The organism is Staphylococcus agnetis (assembly GCF_011466855.1).
Lineage (GTDB): Bacteria > Bacillota > Bacilli > Staphylococcales > Staphylococcaceae > Staphylococcus > Staphylococcus agnetis.
In genome coordinates this window covers 573,767-593,507 of the sequence record NZ_CP045927.1, presented here as the reverse complement: position 1 = coordinate 593,507, position 19,741 = coordinate 573,767, and the positions used below count along the sequence as shown (strand labels likewise).

Below are 19,741 nucleotides of genomic sequence, written 5' to 3'. Positions count from 1 at the left end.
GTTTCTTACAAAGTCATCAACAATTGGTGAAAATCTGGATGTTTATTTTTAATATGAATGTTCACCTTTGTAATTGGGTGTATAAATTTGATTTCTGCACATTTAAGTAATTGTGTGGCATGTATAGAGTGTAGATTCCCGTATAACCCATCCCCTACTATAGGTGCTCCTATATGTTGAAAATGCACACGAATTTGATGTGTTCTTCCCGTAACAAGTTTAACACGGCATAAAGTATAAGTCTTGAAGTTTTTAATAGGCCAGTACAACGTTTTCGCATATTTACCATCGTTTGAAATACAGCGTGTGATAATACTATCTTGTGTTCTTGCAATAGGCGCCTCAATCTCATCATAGTGAGATAAAGTTCCCTCACATATACATTCATAATATTTGTCGATGTCTGTATGTGTCATTAAATGGTGCAAATGACGTGATTTGGCAAATATCACAATGCCCATCGTATGACGATCTAAACGCGTGACAATATGTGGTATCCCTTTTTCTTGATGGTTTTGCATATGGTTTAGTGCTTGCTCCACTAAACTGTGATGCGGATGTTCACGTGAGGGTGCACTATTTTGATGCGCAGGTTTTGCAACAATTAAAAGCCATGCATCTTCATAAAGTATCGTTAACGGCGCATCGAAGGGGATTAAGTTGTCACTCGGCACTTCTTCAGGTAAATGCACTTCAACTTTATCTCCTACAGTAAGCATTTCTCTTACTGTGACAGGTTGTTGATTAACAAGTAAAGCGCCATTTAGTTTAATGGCGCTAATCGTCTTTTTAGAAAACTGTTGCTCATATAAAAATGTTTTAAGTTGCATATTTTCTTGAATCGTATACGTAAATATCATACATCATCGCCACTTGAAATAAACGAATCATGCACACGTTTCCAAAATGGAAAAGGTCTAAAACGCGCAAAACGGATTTTTTCATTGGCAACACGGTATTGTATTGCGTTTACGTTTTTGTGCTTAATACTCACATGGTCGATGGTTGTTAATATTGAATCATGATTCACTGGCTTAATATGACACGTATGATGCTTAGGTAGCACTAAAGGTGATCCAACCGTTCTAAACACACGATTATTAATCGATGCAATTTCTGCAATTTGAATCGCTTCTAAAGATGGATGTATTAATGCCCCTCCTAACGCTTTATTATAAGCTGTTGAGCCTGATGGTGTCGAAATACACAACCCATCACCTCGAAAACGCTCAAAATGTTGCCCTCGAATATCTAAATCAACGACAAGCGTTGTACCGTTTTCAGTTTTCATTGTCGCTTCATTCAGCGCCAGGTGTCGTGTTTCATATCCTTTATCATTATACCTTACAATGATTTCAAGTAAGGGATATTCAATAACTTGAAACTCAGAATTGTTAATTTCAATAATAAGTTTCTCTACTTCATGTGGTAACCAATCCGCATAAAATCCGAGATGACCCGTGTGAATCCCTACAAATGCACATCTAGATAACATATGACTATATTGGTGAAAGGCTTGCAATAACGTGCCATCTCCCCCAACAGAAATGACAATTTCAGGATTGTCATGATCTTCAATCATTTTAAAGTCGCGCATATGACTCAACATTTTATGCTTTAACGCTTCTGATTTGGCATCGCCCTTAGACAAAATAACAAAACGCATTACTCCACCCCACGGTTTTCATGCTTATCTGCACGTTTTTTGGAATAGAACTTTTGAGCTTCTTTAATTTCTTCTTTAATTTCAGACATTTCTTCATCGAGTAGAAAAGCCGCTTCAGCAGCACGTTCTAAACGCTTTTGAATTTCAGGAGGATAATCTCCATCATATTTGTATCGCAAAGTATGTTCAATTGTTGCCCAAAAATTCATCGCCAAAGTTCTGATTTGGATTTCAGCTAGAATAGATTTTTGACCTTCTAGCGTTTCAATTGGATATTCAATAATCACATGGTACGAACGATATCCACTTTGTTTCGTGTCTTTAATGTAATCACGCTCTTCAACTACTTTAAAATCTTTTCGTTGTCTTAAAAGCTCCACAACTTTATCAATATCATCCACAAATTGACACATCATACGTAATCCAGCAATGTCATACATTTCTTCACGCAGACGGTCAAATGGAATGCCCCTTTTATTCGCCTTATCAATGATACTTGTAATCGGTTTAACACGCCCAGTAACGAATTCAATAGGCGAATTATGTTCGGTCACTTGATACTCTTTTCGTAACCCTTTAAGTTTTATTTTAAGTTCATCAATGGCTTGACGATAAGGCGCAAGAAAAATTTCCCACTGGTTCATTTTACCTCACTCCGCTTCATACTAACTCAAAAGTCTCTTCAACGGCTGATACAAATGCATTACCATAATTGGAGTTACCTTCGATATTATCTAGTAAGTAGTCTAATTCATCTTTAAATTGTGTTAATTTTATCGTATCGTTTATCACAATTTGTTTATCTTTATGCTCATGAAGCATAGACCAAGTTTCCTGAACAAATATGAGATATGAAAACGAGGACCCATTATCCATTAAATAAACGAAAGAAAAATGATCACTATCAACAATCATTTGACCGACTTCAGTCAAACCTTCAGTTGACTTATCTGTATAACATAATACTTGATTATCTTGAATTTTAATTTCATTAACATAAATACGCATACGTTCTCCTCCTATATGGGGCTTTAAAACAAAAAGACCCATATTTACATTGTTCAGTTTTATATGACTCAATAATTGCGAGTAAAAATTCACAACCTTAATATCATACTTGTTGATAGCATCAATACTTTCCTTGATTCCTATCGCTATTTTTTAATATGAGGCAAACTGCCTTATCATAATACAGTTTAACATAATTCTTAACACGTCTCATCGACTATCACTCAAATTGTAAATACTTTTAAACACATGCAAACTTAGGCATAATATGGATTAAGGAGTGAACACGAATGGCAATCGAACAAGAAATTGAATTTAAACAGTTGTTAACTTTATCCCAATACGAAGATTTCAAAGCATCTTATTTTACGAATACTGAACTTAAAACTCAAGTAAACTATTATATTGATACGCCTGATTTTCAAATTCAATCTCAAAAAATGGCCCTACGGATAAGAGTGAAAGACGGCAAACCGAATGAAATGACGTTAAAAGTACCGTTGTCAGTCGGTTTAAATGAATACAATTTTGAGACGTCCATCGAACCTGCAGAAGGGTTGCGTATTGATGAAAATCACATTCCGAGTGATATTTTAAATATTTTACAAAAAAATCATATTTCCGTTAAGTCATTAAAAGTCTTAGGCGCATTAAAAACGGTGCGTTATGAAAAAATTTTGGAAGATGGATTACTTGTCTTAGATCATAGTCTCTATCTTGGAAAAGAAGATTTTGAATTGGAATTTGAAGTCAAAGATTACGATAAAGGAAAACAAGCTTTTGAAACATTACTAAACCAATTTCAATTAATTCATATCGAACCCAAAAATAAAGTACGACGCTTTTTTGAATATCAAGCTTTTATAAATCAGCGTGAACACAAATAGGCATTGTATAAGTGTTTTTACTTTGATATGTAAAAATTCATGTTATTATTTATGTATATCAAAACTAACGATTAAGGTGATGAAATGCCTCCAACACCGTATGAAGTGATTGGTCAAGATGCTTTATATAAGATGATTGACCATTTTTATATTTTAGTTGAACAAGATGATCGAATAAATCATTTATTTCCAGGGGATTTTAACGAAACAAGTCGCAAACAAAAGCAATTTCTCACTCAATTTTTAGGTGGGCCAAGTTTATATACTGATGAACACGGGCACCCCATGTTACGAAAACGTCATTTACCTTTTAAAATTGATGAAGCAGCGAAAAATGCTTGGTTAGAAAATATGCAGATCGCTATAGACAATGCACAATTACCCCATGGTGTGGGTGATTACTTGTATGAGCGTTTAAAGTTAACCGCATCACATATGGTTAACACAGAATATTAATTGTAGGTGAAAATATGACGAAAGAATTACGAGCTGTTGTTCATAGTTGTCAAGAAGAAGCGAATACGAATCTTTCTCCTGTGAGCAAAATTGAAATTTATTCTTTTTTCGATCCTTTTAGCAAAGATAGCTTTAAATTATCTGCCGTTTTATCGAAATTAAAAATTGAATACAGCCAATATATCCGCATTCGTCATATCCTAAATCCTTCCTTACGGGTGTTGACCAAATGCCAAGCACAGAGTACATGTGACCGTGACAATATTGCGCTAGCATTCAAAGCGGCAGAATTACAAGGACGTGCACGTGCACATCGTTTTATGCATCTTATTCAAAATGAAATTATTCCAAAACCAGATATTGTGACAGAATCTATGATATCTAAATGTATCGTCAATGCTGGATTGGATTATGATGTATTTCAAGAGGATTTAATTCATGGTAATTTACGTGAAAGCTTAAAAGTTGATTTGCATATTGCACGTGAAATGGAAGTTGATATGGCACCTTCCCTCGTATTTTTCAACGAGGATATTCAAGAGGAAGGATTAAAAGTTGAAGGACTGTATCCTTATCACATCTATACGTATATCATTAATGAGATGATGGGATGTCAAATTGAAAAGCAACTCCCACCAAAATTAGCAACATACATTCATCAAAAACAATTAGTTACTGAAGAAGAGCTATTAACCATTTATGAATGGCCTGAGAAGACATTAAAAAAAGAATTGAAGAAATTGCTCTTACAACAGAAGATTGAAAAGATAAAGTATCCTGGTGGAGAATTTTGGAAGTCTAAAATGTAAGATAAAGATATATATTTTTATAAAGTTGGAACATCGTTTTGTTCCAACTTTTTTGTATAAAAAAGCATAAAAAAACGCCGTGTTCTGACACGGCGCTAAACAAAGGGGATGGGAGAAATTTTTCACTTCAAACAAAGGGGTATGTTTGTTATGTGATTAATTTCATGCTCATAATATATCACGTGTTCACAAACGATTCAACCCTTTAATGTCCAAAAATGCAACTTTTCACAAATCCGTCAAATTGTAAACGGATTCACTCTCCTCAAGCTTTCATTAATTTTTCAAAAGCGTCTAATTTTTCCTCAAAAACCTTGCATGCATCTTCAATTGGTTGTGGCGTCGTCATATCGACACCCGCATTTTTTAAAATTTCGATTGGATAATTAGAGCTTCCTTTTTTCAAAAATTCATTAATATAACGTTCGACTGCAGGTTGTCCTTCAGTCAATATTTGATGACTTAAACTTTGAGCGGCACTGTATCCTGTCGCATATTGATAAACGTAGTAGTTCATATAGAAATGTGGAATACGTGACCACTCTTTACTAATGTTTTCGTCTGTTTCAACAGTGTCTCCAAAATATTGACGATTTAATTTGGCGTATTCGTCATTCATGCGTGTCGCTGTTAGTGGTTCTCCTGCTTCTTCAATTTGGTGAATTTTATGTTCAAACTCCGCAAACATCGTTTGACGGAATAATGTTGCACGGAAACGTTCTAATTCTTGATTTAAGAGTAATAAACGTCGCTTATCATCCAAGTGCTTATCCATATAATGACTTAACAATGCTTCATTACATGTAGATGCGACTTCCGCTACAAAGATGGTATAGTCACTTTGATTAGAAGGTTGGTTTTTACGGCTAAAGTAACTATGCGCAGAATGACCAAATTCATGAACAAGCGTATATAAATCAGAAACAGTATTAGACCAGTTCAATAAAATGAATGGGTTTGTTTTGTGAGCCCCTGATGAATATCCACCTGAACGTTTACCTTTATTTTCATAAACATCCACCCATCGATTTTGTAAACCTTCTTTGACGACATTGAGATACTCTTCACCCATTGGTTCCAGGCCTTTTAACATCCATTCCACTGCTTCATCATATGGCATGTCAAATTTAATATCTTTCACCATAGGTGTATACATATCGTACATTTTCAAGTCATCTATACCGAGTAGTGTTTTACGAAGTTTCGTATATCGATGTAATAGTGGTAAATATTTATGTACTGTTTTAACAAGGTTGTCATACACTTCTTCAGGAATGTGCGTGCGACTTAAAGCTTGCTCACGCGCTGTTTTATAATGATGTGCACGCGCATTAAACACGTGTTTTTTAACTTCCCCAGCAAGCGTTGCACCTAATGTGTTATTGTATGCACCGTATGCTTTGTATACATTTTTGTAAGCCGATTCACGTAATACACGATCATCAGATTCTAAATATTTAATAAATGTTCCTTGTGTTAAAGGGTGTTTCTGTCCATCTTTATCTGTAACATCTTCAAATGTTAAATCTGCATTATCGAACATACTAAACACATTGCTTGGTGTTGATAGTGCGTCTTGAGCTTCTGTTAGCAGTTTCTCTTTATCTGCATCTAATACATGTGGACGTTGTTCGTTAATTAATTTTAAATCGAACTCAAAGCGCTTTAAGCCTTCATGCGATGAAATAAACGATTGTAATCGTGCTTCTTCAATTTGGAGTAGCTCTGGAACTAAAAAGCTCCATGCCGAACTAAGTTTTATAGCCAATTGATGTGCACGCGCTTCAAAACCAGTATATTTATCATTCGCTGTATCCTGATCTTGTTTTAAATGCGCATAAACATAAACTTCTTCAAGCTCTGTTTCAATTTCATCTTCTAAACGTAGTGCTTGGTATAGCGTTTCAGCATCATCACCCAAGTGACCTTTAAAAGCTTCTTCTTTACCAAGGTAACCTTCGACTTTTTTAAAGGCCGCTTCCCATGCTTCATCACTTTCAAAAATCGTAGTTAAATCCCAAGTATATTCCGGGTGTTGTTGTTCTTGTTCTGAACGTGTAAGTTGTTGTGTCATAGTTTTTTCCTCCTCTAAAGATGATATTACTGTTATTTTCTCATTTTTAAATTCAGATTGCACTTTTAAACTATGTTACATTCAATATTTTTAAATATGCATGAATCATCATATTCATTTTATGCACATAATCGACCTTTTTTTCTGCAAAATACCGTGGCTTTAAACACTGCTTAACAGAAATATGAGGAATGACACCTTTGTTTAACGCTTTTAATACCGTTAATTGCCATAGTATCGGATTGGTCACAAAATAGATTTGTTCTGGAAAAACAAACCCGGTTAATTTGATCACTTGGTCATCAGTCAGCTGTAATTGATACATTAAAGAGAGATGTGGTTCAAGTACGCTATGTTTCATTCGACATTGTGCAATAAAACCCTCTATATGGGATCTAGATAGCTTCCTGACGACTGTAGGTGTACATGTATTAGTATTTACTCTTGTAAACCAATCTTTAACGTTAACGTACTGTTGTACCCCTATAAAACGATTTGCTTTTACTGGTAGAAGTTGGGACAATTCAATAATCTTCGTCCCATCTTGACTAAGACAATATAAAATATGCGAGTCAGGCTGTATCATCGCTTGATGACGTTGTAACAGTTCGAACATTCCATATTTGAACTTAGGTAATTCTGTTAACCAAATGACGTGATAGCCAAGTTGTGATAACTTTTCAGTCCTTTTTTGAAGTGTATTGATGTTAATCGGACTTAATTGAATTTCAAGGGCCCATCGTCCCACAGTTAAATCGGGAATTTGACGAATCTCCTCAATATACGGTTCTAACTGAACGTCATGGTACCATTGTTTTAGCAATGTATAAAGTTGCTGTTTCATTGTATGATGACGTATGGATTCACCACTGTGATGATATAGATGTAGTGGCTTTTTGTGATGAGCAAAATGCGGAACCATCTTTACCCCTTTCTTTAAAATAAGTTGCGCTTTACATATTGGACAAAAATATTGATTTTGTTTAGACGCATCACATGCATGGATTTGTTTGTTATAAAGATCCATCGCGGTTAACATGAACATCACCTCATAGTTATACTCGCTTAACAACAACCAATTACTTTTAAAATTTCACTTTGGGTGAACACTAAGTTAAAGTAGTGTGATGGAGTCAGATAATACTATCATTTCCATGCAATAAAAAAACGCCCATATTTCTATGGGCGCCTCGTTATTTTTAACTTGATTTATCTGTAAAGTGACGTTTCACTTGTTCAATGACATTGTGACTCATAATAATTTTACCGTAATCATTTAAATATACTTCTGTTTTGTCTGAAGGCTCGGCATATTCAAGCACTTGACCATAAAAGTCATGAATAGGCTCTTCAGTTACATCTTGATCAAAATGAACCATATAGTAATATTCATTATTCACCATATATAATAAATCTTCATATGTTGTTAAATTTTGATTGTTTTGATGTGCGTATGCGATAAGTGTTTCTAAACTGTCAAATTTAAATACCAATGTTTTTGATGCTAACGCATGACTTTGTGTTTCTGATGTCGCTTGTTGTGATGATGCTTCATCCTCAACTGTATTATCATGAGTATCCGTTGTATGTGATTTTAAAGACTGTGCTAAAAGTTCATTTAACTGACTGTCAAACTCATCTAACGCATGATCTTCTTCAGACATTTGCATTAATTCATCGTTTTTAGATTTAGATATTGTTACTTCTACACCTTTTTCAAAAGCGTGAACTTGAATCCAAAGCGGGCCTTCAACAACAAAGTCCTCTTCTTGATTGATTTCTTCCATCATAGACCAAAAGAATTCTTCACCACGTTTGCGGTTCGTCCATAAGTCTTCACGTTTAAATCCACGTGCTTCAATATCTTTATATGTGATGAATAACTTTACAGTCATATCATCAATACGCTCTATTCTCATATCATCTCACTCCTCACAGTCGATGAATAGTAACCCTATTGTAGTAGACAAATTCAAAAAATACAATCTATTTGTTTATAGTATGCAATCTTTGTAAAAGTAATTTTATTTACCCCCTATGTCCTGACTTTACACAAAACATCATCCATAAACATTTCAAATTACTTCCGTAAAAAAACAAAAAACGAGCAACGCGTCATGACGTTACTCGATATCTCATACAAACCTAAATAGATTCATGATATTTAAATTAATCAACCATACGTTGTGCTTCTTGTAATTGGAACGTACGTACTTTTCGAGGTAAGAAGCGACGAATTTCATCTTCATTATACCCTACTTGTAAACGCTTATCGTCTAAGATAATCGGACGGCGTAAAATGCCAGGATTATCTTGAATGATGCCATATAAATCTTGTAATGGTAAAGCGTCGATATCGACGTTCAATTTTTGATACGTTTTAGAACGTGTAGAGATAATTTCATCTGTACCGTCTTCAGTCATTTTTAAAATTTGTTTTATTTCATCTAATGTTAAATGCTCAGAAAAAATATTTCGCTCCGTATACGGAATGTCATGTTCTTGTAACCATGCTTTCGCTTTACGGCAAGATGTGCAACTTGGTGAAGTAAATAATGTTACCATACATCTCACTCTCCTAATTGAATAAAAATTCATTAAAATTTTAACGTTTTAGTTTGTTTGCTCAATATATGTTTAAACAACTCAAATCTTTTTCTGTTTTTCTAACGCTATAGTTATATTATAGACAATCAACATTAAAATTAAATGAGAAATCTGTAAAAATAGTATTTATTTTAAATTATCAGTCTTTAGTATGAGACGATTCATTTACGATTTCTTATTACTTATCATATCATAACTTACAAACTAAGAAAATACTGTTACAATAGTAATGATTACCTTGAAAGAAAGTAGGCATTGTATATATGAAAACATTATTCTCAGGAATTCAACCGAGCGGCATCCCCACGCTAGGGAATTATATTGGGGCTTTAAAACAATTTGTTGATATTCAAGAAGACTACGATTGTTATTTTTGTATTGTAGATCAACATGCAATCACGGTGCCTCAAGACCGTTTAAAATTACGCCAACAAACACGTCAACTTGCTGCAATTTATTTAGCTGCTGGTCTTAACCCAGAAAAAATTACATTGTTCATACAGTCTGAAGTACCAGCACATGTACAAGCTGGTTGGATGCTTACAACCATTTCTTCTATTGGTGAGCTTGAGCGTATGACTCAATTTAAAGATAAAGCGCAAAAACAAAACGACGGTATTCCTGCTGGTTTATTAACGTACCCACCTTTAATGGCAGCGGACATTATTTTGTACAATACAGACATTGTTCCTGTTGGGGATGACCAAAAACAACATATTGAACTTACGCGGAATTTAGTTGACCGTTTCAATAGTCGTTATAACGATATATTAACTAAACCGGAAATTAAAATGCCAAAAGTTGGGGGACGTATTATGAGCTTACAAGACCCAACTAAAAAGATGAGTAAAAGTGATGATAACCAAAAGAATTTTATCTCTTTATTAGACGAGCCTCATATTGCTGCAAAAAAAATCAAAAGTGCAGTCACAGATTCTGATGGCCAAGTAAAATACGATAAAGAAAATAAACCTGGTATTTCTAACTTACTCACAATATATTCTAGCCTTACTAATGCATCCATTGACACGTTGGAAACGCGTTATGCAAATGAAGGTTATGGTAAATTTAAAGGTGATCTGGCTGAAATCGTTGCAAACTTTTTAACAGACTTCCAAGCCAAATATAATGAATTCTATCAATCTGAACGTTTAGATGATATTTTAGATGAAGGTCGAGAAAAAGCCCACCGTACGTCATATAAAACACTTAAAAAGATGGAAAAAGCGATGGGACTAGGACGTAAACGCAAATAAAAAAACTGCACCCTTACTGAGATGAAGGGTGCAGTTTTTTTATTTTTCTTTCTTTTTACCTGTATCACGATCAATCGATTTATCAATATATGTGTACTTTAATGATGTATCGCCACCAATATTATGGTAACGTAGGTTTTTCACTTGTGGATTAGTTAAATGTGCTTCACCTTTTTGATATACAGGTGCAATTGGCGCTTCATCCAATAGTAATTCTTCAGCTTTAATGAGCGTTTGATTACGTTCATCTGGTTTTTGGAGTAATTCACCATTGGCTTTTTTAAGCAACGCATCATACTCCTTATTGCCCCATCCTGTATTATTCGAAGCGTTTCCTGTAGTCATTATGTTTAAGAATGTCAATGGGTCTGGATAATCCGGTCCCCATCCTGATAATGAAATTTCATAGTTTTCACTTTGTTCACGCGCTAAACGTTGTTTAAATGGTAATTGTTGAATTTTTACCGTTACCCCCGGTAAATTAGATTCAACTTGCGCTTTAATAAATTCAGCAGAAATTTTCGATGCTGGTGTATCTTCAGTATTTAAAGTGAATGTAAATTTATCTTTACCTAATTCTTTTTTAGCTTTTTCAAAATTGTCTTTTGCTTTTTTAGGATCATATTTTAAAGGTGAGTGAATTTGATCAGTGAAGTCTTTCCCATTTGGTGCATCAGCTGTGCCTTTAGCCGTAAAGCCGTCAACTTCCTTAGAACCGTTGTTCAACACAGAATCTACATAGTCCTTTTTATTAATTGCTTGTGCAAAAGCCAGTCTCATATGCCGGTTTTTGAGTTCAGGTACTTTGCCTTGATTTAATTTCAAGTAGAATGTGGATGCTAATAAACGTTTTTTCAATGCGGGTTCATCTTTATACTTTTCTACTTGTTCTGCAGAGATTGTTGTATCGTCAACAGATCCTGTATCATAAAGTGACGCCCCTGCTTGACCGTCTTTTAATACTTTATAATTTACTTTATCAAGTTTCACAACATCCTTATCCCAATATTTATCATTTTTTACTAATATAATTTTATCTTCTACAGCCCAGTCTTTAACTTTAAATGGACCATTGTACACACTTTTATCTTCAGATGTCCCATAACGTTCGCCATATTTTTTCACAACTTTTTCATTTTGAGGCATGAACGTCGCAAATGCTAACATTTCTTTATAATATGGAACAGGTTTAGTCAACTCAAAACGGAGCGTATGATCGTCTATCGCTTTCACACCTAAGTCATTTAAACCCTTTTTCCCCATATTAACGGCCTCGGCATTTTTAATATCATACATAATATATGCATATTCTGAAGCTGTGTTAGGATCTAAAACGCGCTTCCAAGCAAACTCAAAATCATGTGCAGTTACAGGATCACCATTAGACCATTTTGCATCTTTACGTAAATGAATGGTCCACGTTTTACCACCATTACTGATTTCTGGATCGCCTTTAGCCACACCTAGCTCTGCTTTATCTTCTGCGTTCATGACGTATAAGCCTTCATAAACTTGATTGAATTTATCAAAACTTACCGTATCCGTCACTTTTGCTGTATCTAAAGATGACATATCTTGTGGAATGACTTTACGAAATACTTGACCTTTATTATCATAAATGCCTTCTGCGTTGCCACATGCACTTAAAATTAACATGGCGATAATACTAGATATTAATATTCTCCATTTCCCTTGTTTCAATTGAAATTCCCCCTTTCTCTATGTTATACGTGTATTTCCTGTTGATTTTTAAATGCCTTTAATTCTTCTTCCGTTGCGAGGACATAATGATTTGGTGAAAAGGCTTTTAATTCTCTAGATGCATCTGGATTTTTTTCACCTTCATACGCAAAACGTTTTCTTGAACGTTCACTATCAGGATCTGGCTGAGGAACGGCAGAGAGTAATGATTTCGTATAAGGGTGTAGCGGTTGATTATAAATCTCATCTGCTGGTCCAAGCTCCACAATTTTACCTAAATGCATGACCGCAATACGGTCTGAAATATATTTCACCATGGATAAGTCATGTGCGATAAACAAAAACGTAATATTCCGTTCACGTTGTAATTTTTGCATTAAATTTACTACTTGTGCTTGAATCGATACATCCAGAGCTGAAATGGGTTCATCTGCAATAATAAATTCTGGTTCTACAGCTAAAGCGCGCGCAATACCAATACGTTGACGTTGTCCACCTGAGAACTCATGTGGATAACGATTGGCATGACTTTTACGTAAGCCAACGGTTTCAAGTAAATCGTACACGCGTTTTTTTCTATCTTTTTTATCTTTTGCAAGTCCATGAATATCTATACCTTCTGCGACAATATCCATGACTTTGAGCCTTGGGTTGAGCGACGCATATGGATCTTGGAAAATCATTTGGATTTTCTTATTGAACTTCAGTAAGTCTTTTCTTTTTTTAATACTTTGTATATTAACCCCTTCGTATAGCACCTGACCGTCTGTGACATCATTCAATTTAATAATCGCCTTTCCTGTTGTGGATTTACCCGAGCCAGATTCACCAACAAGTCCGAACGTTTCCCCTTTATAAATATCAAATGAAATATCATCAATCGCGCGTACTTCATTACGTTTACCTTGATTAAAATATTGTTTTAAGTTTTTGACTTCTACTAAAATCTCTTTTTCCACCATTAAAACGACACCCTTTCTACACGTTCTGGTTTCGCAAAATTATTAGGCATAGGACGTTGTTTACGCTTGACTAATTCTGGTGGGTCCACTTTTGGTGCCCGTTCATCTAACAACCACGAACGCACATAATGCGTTGGTGACACACGATACCATGGTGGTGCTTCTTTAAAATCTATGGCCAATGCATACTCACTACGCGCTGCAAACGCATCTCCTTTTGGTGGATGAACTAAATCCGGTGGCGATCCAGGAATCGCACGTAAAGCTGTTGAGCCCTCTGTTTCTAGGTCAGGCATTGATGATAATAGTCCCCACGTATACGGATGTTTCGGGTCATAAAATATTTCATCCACATCCCCCGTTTCAATCATCTGTCCGCCATACATAACCGCAACACGGTCTGCAACATTTGCAACGACACCTAAATCATGCGTGATGAAAATAATTGATGTATCAATCTTTTGTTGGAGCTCTTTCATTAAATCTAAAATTTGTGCTTGCATGGTCACATCTAAAGCGGTTGTCGGTTCATCTGCAATCAGAATTTTTGGTTCACACGCAAGTGCTAATGCAATGACGATACGTTGACGTTGTCCTCCAGAAAATTGATGTGGATATGCATTGAATCGTTCTTTCACACGTTTTAAACCCACCAATTCTAACAATTCGATGGCGCGCTTTTTCGCATCAGCCTTATTTAAACCGATATGTTTAATAATAGGTTCCATGACTTGTTTTCCAATTTTCATAGTAGGATTCAGTGATGTCATTGGATCTTGGAAAATCATCGAAATTTCTTTACCACGCAACTTCATTAATTCTTTTTCTGATTTTTTGGTTAAGTCTTCGCCATTAAACATAATACTGCCTTGTTTTATGCGACCTGACTTACCTTGGAACAATTTCGTAATAGCTTTTGTCGTTACAGATTTACCTGAACCCGACTCACCTACAATCGCTAATGTTTCCCCTTTGTTTAAATAAAAATCTACACCACGAACCGCTTGCACTTCCCCTACTTCGATATCAAAAGAGACATGCAAGTCATTTACTTCAATTACACGTTCTGACATTTGTCATACCTCCTTTATTTTCGCATTTTAGGGTCAAATGCATCTCTTAAACCGTCACTAAATAGATAGAAAAATAGAATCAATAAACTCAAAATAAATGCTGGGATAAATAATTGGTGCGGATGGATTAGTAACATCGCACGTCCCTCATTTACAAGTGAACCTAAAGACGTTTGTGGTGCTGGCACACCAATACCAATAAAGCTTAAAAATGCCTCAAAGAAAATCGCGTTTGGCACTGTAAACATAGACGTTACGATAATCGCGCCTAACGTATTAGGTAAAATATGTTTGAAGATTAATTTTAAATTAGACGTCCCTAACGTACGTGATGCTAAGACGAATTCTTGATTTTTCAATTTTAAGAATTCTCCGCGCACAACACGACTCATGCCTATCCATCCCGTGATAGCCATGGCTAAGATAATCGTCCAAATTGAAGGTTCAAAAATCAATACGAATAAAATAACTACGATAAGCGTTGGAATTGAAGAAATAATTTCGATGACACGTTGCATAAAATCATCGACTCGGCCACCAAAATAGCCTGATATCGCCCCATATATAACCCCAATAAAGATGTCTAATAAAGCAGCGACTAAACCGATAAACAGTGATACTTGCGCACCTTGCCATGTTCTAGTCCAAATATCACGACCTAATTGGTCAGTTCCGAACCAAAAGTTTTGTTTTACATGTGCTTTGTCATACGCGTTGCCATCTACCCCTTCACCATCAAATGGTAAAAATGGTATTTGATCTAAAACCGCAATTTTAGGCGGTAAATTACGACGTTCAACATCTTGTTCAGCAAAGTCGTGAGAACTAATTAAAGGTCCTACAATGGCTAATATTAAAATGATAATAAGCCCAATCATCCCAACTACTGCTAATTTGTTACGGGTTAATTGTGACCATGCATCTTGCCAAAATGTGCGTCCCTCTCTTTGGAAATCTTGTTCACTACTATCAGGTGCGCCTGTACGGATAAAGTCCTCGTGCATAATACCTGAAGTTTGGGCGACAGTTGCGCCAGAATGGTCATCTCTAGGTAAAGTACGTTCTTCTTTCGTCATTACTTTTTACCCCCTTGCAAACGAATTCTAGGATCGATAAGACCATAAAGAATATCGACGATAAAGATAGATACAATGAATAATGTACTAAATAATAGTGTAATCGCCATAATGACTGAAAAGTCATTCGTTGTAATTGCGCGAACAAACTGATCCCCTAAACCAGGCACGCCAAAGATATTCTCAATTGTCAGAGTTCCTGTTAAAATACTCGCTAACATCGGAACTAATATTGTAATAACAGGTATCAGTGCATTTCGTAGTGCGTGTCCAAATAAAACGCGTTGTGTTGAATTCCCTTTTGCTCGAGCCAGTAATATGTAATCTGAACTCAACACTTCAATCATTTCAGCACGTATGTAGCGTGCAACTGTTGCAACAACAACTGCTGATAGTGCGAGTGATGGTAATATCGCTGTTGAGATACCTTCCCAACCCGCAACCGGAAACCATTGTAATCGTACAGCAAATACATATTGTAATAATACAGCTAATACGAATGACGGTACCGAGATCGCAATAACGGATATAAAGGTCGCAAGATAATCCACCCACGTATTTTGTCGGGTTGCCGCAATGACTCCAAGCAACAATCCTACTATGACACCAATAATCATTGAAAAGAGGCCCATTTGAAATGAAGGCACAAGTCTCGGTTTAATCAAATCCCATACCGGTTGATTGTCATATTGGAATGAATTACCAAAATCACCTTTGACAACATTCGCCATATAATTTCCATATTGGATTGGTAGCGGATCATTTAATCCATACTTTTCGTTTAACATCGTTTTTTGCTCTTCACTTAACTTTTCGTCGTTAAACGGTGATCCGGGCATCAATTTCATAAGGAAAAATGTGATTGAAATAATAATAAATAGTGATATCACCATGTATAACAATCGCTTAAGTGTATATCTAAGCATCAAACATACCCCCTTGTGTGTAATTAACATTCCCTTCAAAATTTTCAGAAATATTAACAATATTATAATCACAAGGGTTCAAATTAATCAATATCATTTCAATTTACAGTGATAAAGAAATTGACATGAAATAGCTTTATATCAACACATCATTCTATAAAAAATAATTTACAACCAACTGAAAACACTTCAAATTAATAGGGTCGTAGGTTACAATAACCTAAAACAATGTGTAAGGAATGAAGTTATGTCACACCTACCTCAACGATCTTGGGTTTACATTGGTATCACCCCTTTATTTACGATTATTTCATGGTTAATGAGTACACATACTTGGACCCACTTTATTAATTTATTTTTTACTTTTTCAATTATTTTTGCGATTTTGTTATTCACACTTTTAGTCATTCAAGAAGGGATATTAGATGTCACAAGTTTCGGATTTAGACGTTTCAAGTATCAGTTGATGCGTAAAAAGGATAAAGGGCGTTACGAATCCGATGATTTTTTTAATCCTAAACAACCTAAGAAAAAAGAGTATGTCGTACAATCTTGGATAAAGCCAGCATTATATGTACATGTATTTTATATCGTGTTGTCATTTATTCTTGCGTTTACTGTACAGTAAACATACATTTTTGTGCATATATCTAAGCACAGATGTTTTTCTAGAAAAGACACCTGTGCTTTTATATTTATATTCAAATCGTTTGAAGAAATGAGCAATGTGTTAAACCAACATCAATAAGTCATATAAGTTGACCTATTAGAATCGTGACGCATTTCTACTATTATATATGTATTTGCAAAATGTACATCAAAATGAAAATATAATTTGTATACACGTGACAAACACTTTTGAATAATTACTCAAAATCATACAAAAAAAGAATTGAGTTATCACGCAACTGTCGCGCTGTAATAATCTCAATTCTTAACCATTTTATTTTGTATTTATGCGTCGTATTTCTTAAATATTAATACGGCGTTATGACCACCAAACCCTAAACTGTTACTCATTGCATAGTTGATATCACAATCAACTGCTTTGTTTGGTGTAATATCTAAATCAATTTCAGGGTCGTTTTTCTCAACATGAATCGTTGGTGCAATCTTTTTATCTCTAATTGAAAGTACAGAGAAAATTGCCTCAACACCACCTGTTGCGCCGAGTAAATGACCAGTCATAGATTTTGTTGAACTGATTTTGAGTTGTTTTGCCGCTTCGCCAAATGTATTTTTAATGGCTTTAATCTCAAATAAATCACCCACTGGCGTACTTGTACCATGCGCATTCAAATATTGAATGTCACTTGGTTGGATGCCAGCATCTTTAATCGCCGCTTCCATGGCACGTGAACCACCTTCACCATCTGGACCAGGTGCTGTAATATGATGTGCATCACCCGTAGAACCGTAACCCACAATTTCAGCATAGATTTTCGCACCACGTGCTTGCGCTGATTCAAGTGATTCTAAAATAAGAATCCCTGCACCTTCACCCATTACGAAACCATCGCGTCCCTCTTGGAAAGGGCGACATGCAGTTTCAATGTCATCATTCGTAGATAATGCGCGACTCGCGCTGAATCCTGCAATTGCCATATGTGTAATAGGCGCTTCCGTACCACCAGCAATCATCGCGTCTGCATCGCCACGTTCAATGAATTTAAACGCTTCACCAATAGAGTTCGTCGCTGTCGCACATGCTGTAACAGTTGCACCATTTGGTCCCTTAGCACCTAAATCGATAGATACTTGTCCAGTGGCCATATCTGGAATAAGCATCGGTACGAAAAATGGACTAACGCGACGTGGTCCTTTTTTCTTTAATAAATCATAGGCTTCCTCAAACGTTTCCATGCCACCAATACCAGAACCAATCCAAACACCCACTCTATCAGCATTTGATTCATCAATTGTTAAACCAGAATCTTTTAATGCTTCTCTCGCTGCTACAACCGCATATTGTGTAAAACGAGACATTTTGCGTGTTTCTTTTTTAGGAATGTGGTCTTCAATATTAAATCCTTTTAATTCTCCACCTATGTGAACATTATAAGGTTCTGTATCAATACGTGTAATTTTGTCAATACCATTGACACCCTTTAAGGCATTTTCCCACATCGTAGGTACGTCATTTCCAATTGGCGATAATGCACCTAATCCAGTAACTACGACACGTTGTTTTTTAGTCATCTCAGTTCCTCCTCTTCTATTTTCCCCATCGAATTACTAGTGAACCCCAAGTTAGTCCGCCACCAAAGCCAACTAAAACGAGCACATCATCGTCTTTAATTCGACCAGCTTTTAATTCTTCAGAAATACTTAATGGAATGGATGCCGCTGAAGTATTACCATATTTATCCACCGACACGCTCATTTTTTCTTTCGGAATGTTTAATCTTTGACGTGCAGATTCCATAATACGAATATTTGCTTGATGTGGCACAAATAAATCAATATCCTCTGGCTTTAAATTTGCTTTTTCAACTACACGTAATGAAGAATCTCCCATAATACGTACCGCAAATTTAAACACTTCACGTCCATTCATTCTTATAAAATCTGTCTCTTGTTCTTGGTAAAGATACTTACCGCCAACACCATCAGATCCTAATTCATAACTTAGAATACCACGGTTGGCTGATACTTCGCCAATGATAGCCGCTCCGGCACCATCACCGAATAAAATTGCAGTAGAACGATCTTCTAAATCTGTAATACCTGATAAACGATCAGCACCTACGACAAGCACATTTTTATAGTCTCCTGATAATACAAATGCTCTTGCAGTTACAATCCCGTACATAAAACCTGTACATGCCGCGAGTTGATCTACAGATGCTACTTTATTTAAACCTAATCGATGTTGTAAAATATTGGCAACGGTTGGGAAGCGATGATCACCACTTGATGTTGCCACTATAACCATGTCGATATCATCTTTATCAATACCTGCATCTTCAATTGCACGTACACTTGCTTCATATGCTAAATCTGACGTTTTTTCGTCATCTTTTGCCCATCTTCGTTCTTTAATCCCAGTCATTTGGGAAATCCATTCATCTGATGTATCAAGGTATGATTCAAAGTGCGCATTGTCAACAACGCGTTCTGGTGCGTATGCCCCAAATCCTTTAATACCTACATTCATGGTTTGAACACCTTCTTCATATATTTTTAATACCAGGTATTAATTTACCATATTGACATTAAAAAAGACAAGTCTTATACTAT

The 19,741-nt window shown here is 35.6% G+C and carries 20 protein-coding genes; 5 read left to right on the top strand and 15 right to left on the bottom strand.

Features of this window, described 5'->3' with window-relative positions; all coding sequences use genetic code 11:
* Positions 1-5: 5 nt before the first annotated feature.
* Genes GJE18_RS03000 through GJE18_RS02985 form a run of 4 tightly spaced genes read right to left on the bottom strand, consistent with a single transcriptional unit; the run spans position 6 to position 2,674 of the window.
* Entirely contained in the window at positions 6-860 is an 855-nt protein-coding gene (locus GJE18_RS03000) for an RluA family pseudouridine synthase (protein ID WP_060550686.1), read from the bottom strand.
* Complete coding sequence (locus GJE18_RS02995; protein WP_037565901.1) at positions 857-1,666, bottom strand: NAD kinase; 810 nt, start codon at positions 1,664-1,666, stop codon at positions 857-859. The genes GJE18_RS03000 and GJE18_RS02995 overlap by 4 nt, the downstream gene beginning before the upstream one ends.
* On the bottom strand, positions 1,666-2,310 hold the full coding sequence (yjbM, locus tag GJE18_RS02990; RefSeq protein WP_037565898.1) for a GTP diphosphokinase: 645 nt from the start codon (positions 2,308-2,310) through the stop codon (positions 1,666-1,668). Before yjbM ends, GJE18_RS02995 begins: the two co-directional genes overlap by 1 nt.
* Before the next feature lie 16 nt (positions 2,311-2,326).
* The gene (locus GJE18_RS02985) at positions 2,327-2,674 is read right to left on the bottom strand and encodes a UPF0738 family protein (RefSeq protein WP_107368371.1); all 348 of its coding nucleotides are present in this window, start codon (positions 2,672-2,674) and stop codon (positions 2,327-2,329) included.
* A 290-nt stretch (positions 2,675-2,964) separates the two neighbouring features.
* On the opposite strand from GJE18_RS02985, the gene GJE18_RS02980 reads away from it, so the two are divergent.
* The 3 genes from GJE18_RS02980 (at position 2,965) to yjbH (ending at position 4,826) form a co-directional block, all read left to right on the top strand.
* Entirely contained in the window at positions 2,965-3,561 is a 597-nt protein-coding gene (locus GJE18_RS02980) for a CYTH domain-containing protein (RefSeq protein WP_107368370.1), read from the top strand.
* A gap of 84 nt (positions 3,562-3,645) precedes the next feature.
* Positions 3,646-4,017, top strand: a complete 372-nt coding sequence (locus tag GJE18_RS02975; protein WP_060550684.1) for a truncated hemoglobin YjbI — start codon at positions 3,646-3,648, stop codon at positions 4,015-4,017.
* 14 nt (positions 4,018-4,031) lie between these two features.
* On the top strand, positions 4,032-4,826 hold the full coding sequence (gene yjbH / locus GJE18_RS02970; RefSeq protein WP_060550683.1) for a protease adaptor protein YjbH: 795 nt from the start codon (positions 4,032-4,034) through the stop codon (positions 4,824-4,826).
* Positions 4,827-5,091: 265 nt separating this feature from the next.
* On the opposite strand, the gene pepF is transcribed toward yjbH, so the two are convergent.
* From pepF to spxA, 4 genes are all read right to left on the bottom strand, one after another.
* Complete coding sequence (gene pepF, locus GJE18_RS02965) at positions 5,092-6,900, bottom strand: oligoendopeptidase F (protein WP_060550682.1); 1,809 nt, start codon at positions 6,898-6,900, stop codon at positions 5,092-5,094.
* 70 nt (positions 6,901-6,970) lie between these two features.
* Positions 6,971-7,939 carry a competence protein CoiA gene (locus tag GJE18_RS02960; RefSeq protein ID WP_060550681.1) on the bottom strand — a complete coding sequence of 323 codons (969 nt, stop codon included), beginning with the start codon at positions 7,937-7,939 and terminating at the stop codon, positions 6,971-6,973.
* A 160-nt stretch (positions 7,940-8,099) separates the two neighbouring features.
* The gene (locus GJE18_RS02955) at positions 8,100-8,795 is read right to left on the bottom strand and encodes an adaptor protein MecA (RefSeq protein ID WP_370672129.1); all 696 of its coding nucleotides are present in this window, start codon (positions 8,793-8,795) and stop codon (positions 8,100-8,102) included.
* A 274-nt stretch (positions 8,796-9,069) separates the two neighbouring features.
* A complete protein-coding gene (gene spxA, locus GJE18_RS02950; RefSeq protein WP_037565881.1) occupies positions 9,070-9,465 on the bottom strand; it encodes a transcriptional regulator SpxA in 396 nt (131 codons plus the stop codon).
* A gap of 305 nt (positions 9,466-9,770) precedes the next feature.
* Between spxA and trpS the strand changes: the two genes are divergently transcribed.
* Complete coding sequence (gene trpS, locus GJE18_RS02945; RefSeq protein WP_060550679.1) at positions 9,771-10,763, top strand: tryptophan--tRNA ligase; 993 nt, start codon at positions 9,771-9,773, stop codon at positions 10,761-10,763.
* A gap of 39 nt (positions 10,764-10,802) precedes the next feature.
* Here the strand turns inward: trpS and GJE18_RS02940 are convergent, their stop codons facing one another.
* From GJE18_RS02940 to opp3b, 5 genes are all read right to left on the bottom strand, one after another.
* Positions 10,803-12,419, bottom strand: a complete 1,617-nt coding sequence (locus GJE18_RS02940) for a peptide ABC transporter substrate-binding protein (protein ID WP_165886172.1) — start codon at positions 12,417-12,419, stop codon at positions 10,803-10,805.
* Between the two features lie 68 nt (positions 12,420-12,487).
* Positions 12,488-13,426 (bottom strand): ABC transporter ATP-binding protein, encoded by a 939-nt coding sequence (locus tag GJE18_RS02935; protein ID WP_060550678.1) that lies wholly within the window; start codon positions 13,424-13,426, stop codon positions 12,488-12,490.
* Positions 13,426-14,499 (bottom strand): ABC transporter ATP-binding protein, encoded by a 1,074-nt coding sequence (locus GJE18_RS02930; protein ID WP_037566858.1) that lies wholly within the window; start codon positions 14,497-14,499, stop codon positions 13,426-13,428. Before GJE18_RS02930 ends, GJE18_RS02935 begins: the two co-directional genes overlap by 1 nt.
* Positions 14,500-14,513: 14 nt before the next feature.
* A complete protein-coding gene (opp3C, locus tag GJE18_RS02925; protein WP_060550676.1) occupies positions 14,514-15,575 on the bottom strand; it encodes an oligopeptide ABC transporter permease in 1,062 nt (353 codons plus the stop codon).
* A complete protein-coding gene (gene opp3b, locus GJE18_RS02920; protein ID WP_037566854.1) occupies positions 15,575-16,501 on the bottom strand; it encodes an oligopeptide ABC transporter permease in 927 nt (308 codons plus the stop codon). Before opp3b ends, opp3C begins: the two co-directional genes overlap by 1 nt.
* Before the next feature lie 247 nt (positions 16,502-16,748).
* On the opposite strand from opp3b, the gene GJE18_RS02915 reads away from it, so the two are divergent.
* The gene (locus GJE18_RS02915; RefSeq protein WP_037566853.1) at positions 16,749-17,129 is read left to right on the top strand and encodes a DUF3899 domain-containing protein; all 381 of its coding nucleotides are present in this window, start codon (positions 16,749-16,751) and stop codon (positions 17,127-17,129) included.
* 326 nt (positions 17,130-17,455) lie between these two features.
* Here the strand turns inward: GJE18_RS02915 and fabF are convergent, their stop codons facing one another.
* Positions 17,456-18,700, bottom strand: coding sequence for a beta-ketoacyl-ACP synthase II (gene fabF, locus GJE18_RS02910; protein WP_037566850.1), 1,245 nt, complete (start codon positions 18,698-18,700; stop codon positions 17,456-17,458).
* Positions 18,701-18,716: 16 nt separating this feature from the next.
* Complete coding sequence (locus GJE18_RS02905) at positions 18,717-19,658, bottom strand: beta-ketoacyl-ACP synthase III (protein WP_037566847.1); 942 nt, start codon at positions 19,656-19,658, stop codon at positions 18,717-18,719.
* Between the last annotated feature and the right edge of the window lie 83 nt (positions 19,659-19,741).

What these genes read in the sequence shown, in the direction of transcription:
- GJE18_RS03000 (WP_060550686.1), bottom strand. Translation starts at nt 860, where the DNA reads ATGATATTTACGTATACGATTCAAGAAAATATGCAACTTAAAACATTT.
- GJE18_RS02995 (WP_037565901.1), bottom strand. Translation starts at nt 1,666, where the DNA reads ATGCGTTTTGTTATTTTGTCTAAGGGCGATGCCAAATCAGAAGCGTTA.
- yjbM (WP_037565898.1), bottom strand. Translation starts at nt 2,310, where the DNA reads ATGAACCAGTGGGAAATTTTTCTTGCGCCTTATCGTCAAGCCATTGAT.
- GJE18_RS02985 (WP_107368371.1), bottom strand. Translation starts at nt 2,674, where the DNA reads ATGCGTATTTATGTTAATGAAATTAAAATTCAAGATAATCAAGTATTA.
- GJE18_RS02980 (WP_107368370.1), top strand. Translation starts at nt 2,965, where the DNA reads ATGGCAATCGAACAAGAAATTGAATTTAAACAGTTGTTAACTTTATCC.
- GJE18_RS02975 (WP_060550684.1), top strand. Translation starts at nt 3,646, where the DNA reads ATGCCTCCAACACCGTATGAAGTGATTGGTCAAGATGCTTTATATAAG.
- yjbH (WP_060550683.1), top strand. Translation starts at nt 4,032, where the DNA reads ATGACGAAAGAATTACGAGCTGTTGTTCATAGTTGTCAAGAAGAAGCG.
- pepF (WP_060550682.1), bottom strand. Translation starts at nt 6,900, where the DNA reads ATGACACAACAACTTACACGTTCAGAACAAGAACAACAACACCCGGAA.
- GJE18_RS02960 (WP_060550681.1), bottom strand. Translation starts at nt 7,939, where the DNA reads ATGTTAACCGCGATGGATCTTTATAACAAACAAATCCATGCATGTGAT.
- GJE18_RS02955 (WP_370672129.1), bottom strand. Translation starts at nt 8,795, where the DNA reads ATGACTGTAAAGTTATTCATCACATATAAAGATATTGAAGCACGTGGA.
- spxA (WP_037565881.1), bottom strand. Translation starts at nt 9,465, where the DNA reads ATGGTAACATTATTTACTTCACCAAGTTGCACATCTTGCCGTAAAGCG.
- trpS (WP_060550679.1), top strand. Translation starts at nt 9,771, where the DNA reads ATGAAAACATTATTCTCAGGAATTCAACCGAGCGGCATCCCCACGCTA.
- GJE18_RS02940 (WP_165886172.1), bottom strand. Translation starts at nt 12,419, where the DNA reads ATGTTAATTTTAAGTGCATGTGGCAACGCAGAAGGCATTTATGATAAT.
- GJE18_RS02935 (WP_060550678.1), bottom strand. Translation starts at nt 13,426, where the DNA reads ATGGTGGAAAAAGAGATTTTAGTAGAAGTCAAAAACTTAAAACAATAT.
- GJE18_RS02930 (WP_037566858.1), bottom strand. Translation starts at nt 14,499, where the DNA reads ATGTCAGAACGTGTAATTGAAGTAAATGACTTGCATGTCTCTTTTGAT.
- opp3C (WP_060550676.1), bottom strand. Translation starts at nt 15,575, where the DNA reads ATGACGAAAGAAGAACGTACTTTACCTAGAGATGACCATTCTGGCGCA.
- opp3b (WP_037566854.1), bottom strand. Translation starts at nt 16,501, where the DNA reads ATGCTTAGATATACACTTAAGCGATTGTTATACATGGTGATATCACTA.
- GJE18_RS02915 (WP_037566853.1), top strand. Translation starts at nt 16,749, where the DNA reads ATGTCACACCTACCTCAACGATCTTGGGTTTACATTGGTATCACCCCT.
- fabF (WP_037566850.1), bottom strand. Translation starts at nt 18,700, where the DNA reads ATGACTAAAAAACAACGTGTCGTAGTTACTGGATTAGGTGCATTATCG.
- GJE18_RS02905 (WP_037566847.1), bottom strand. Translation starts at nt 19,658, where the DNA reads ATGAATGTAGGTATTAAAGGATTTGGGGCATACGCACCAGAACGCGTT.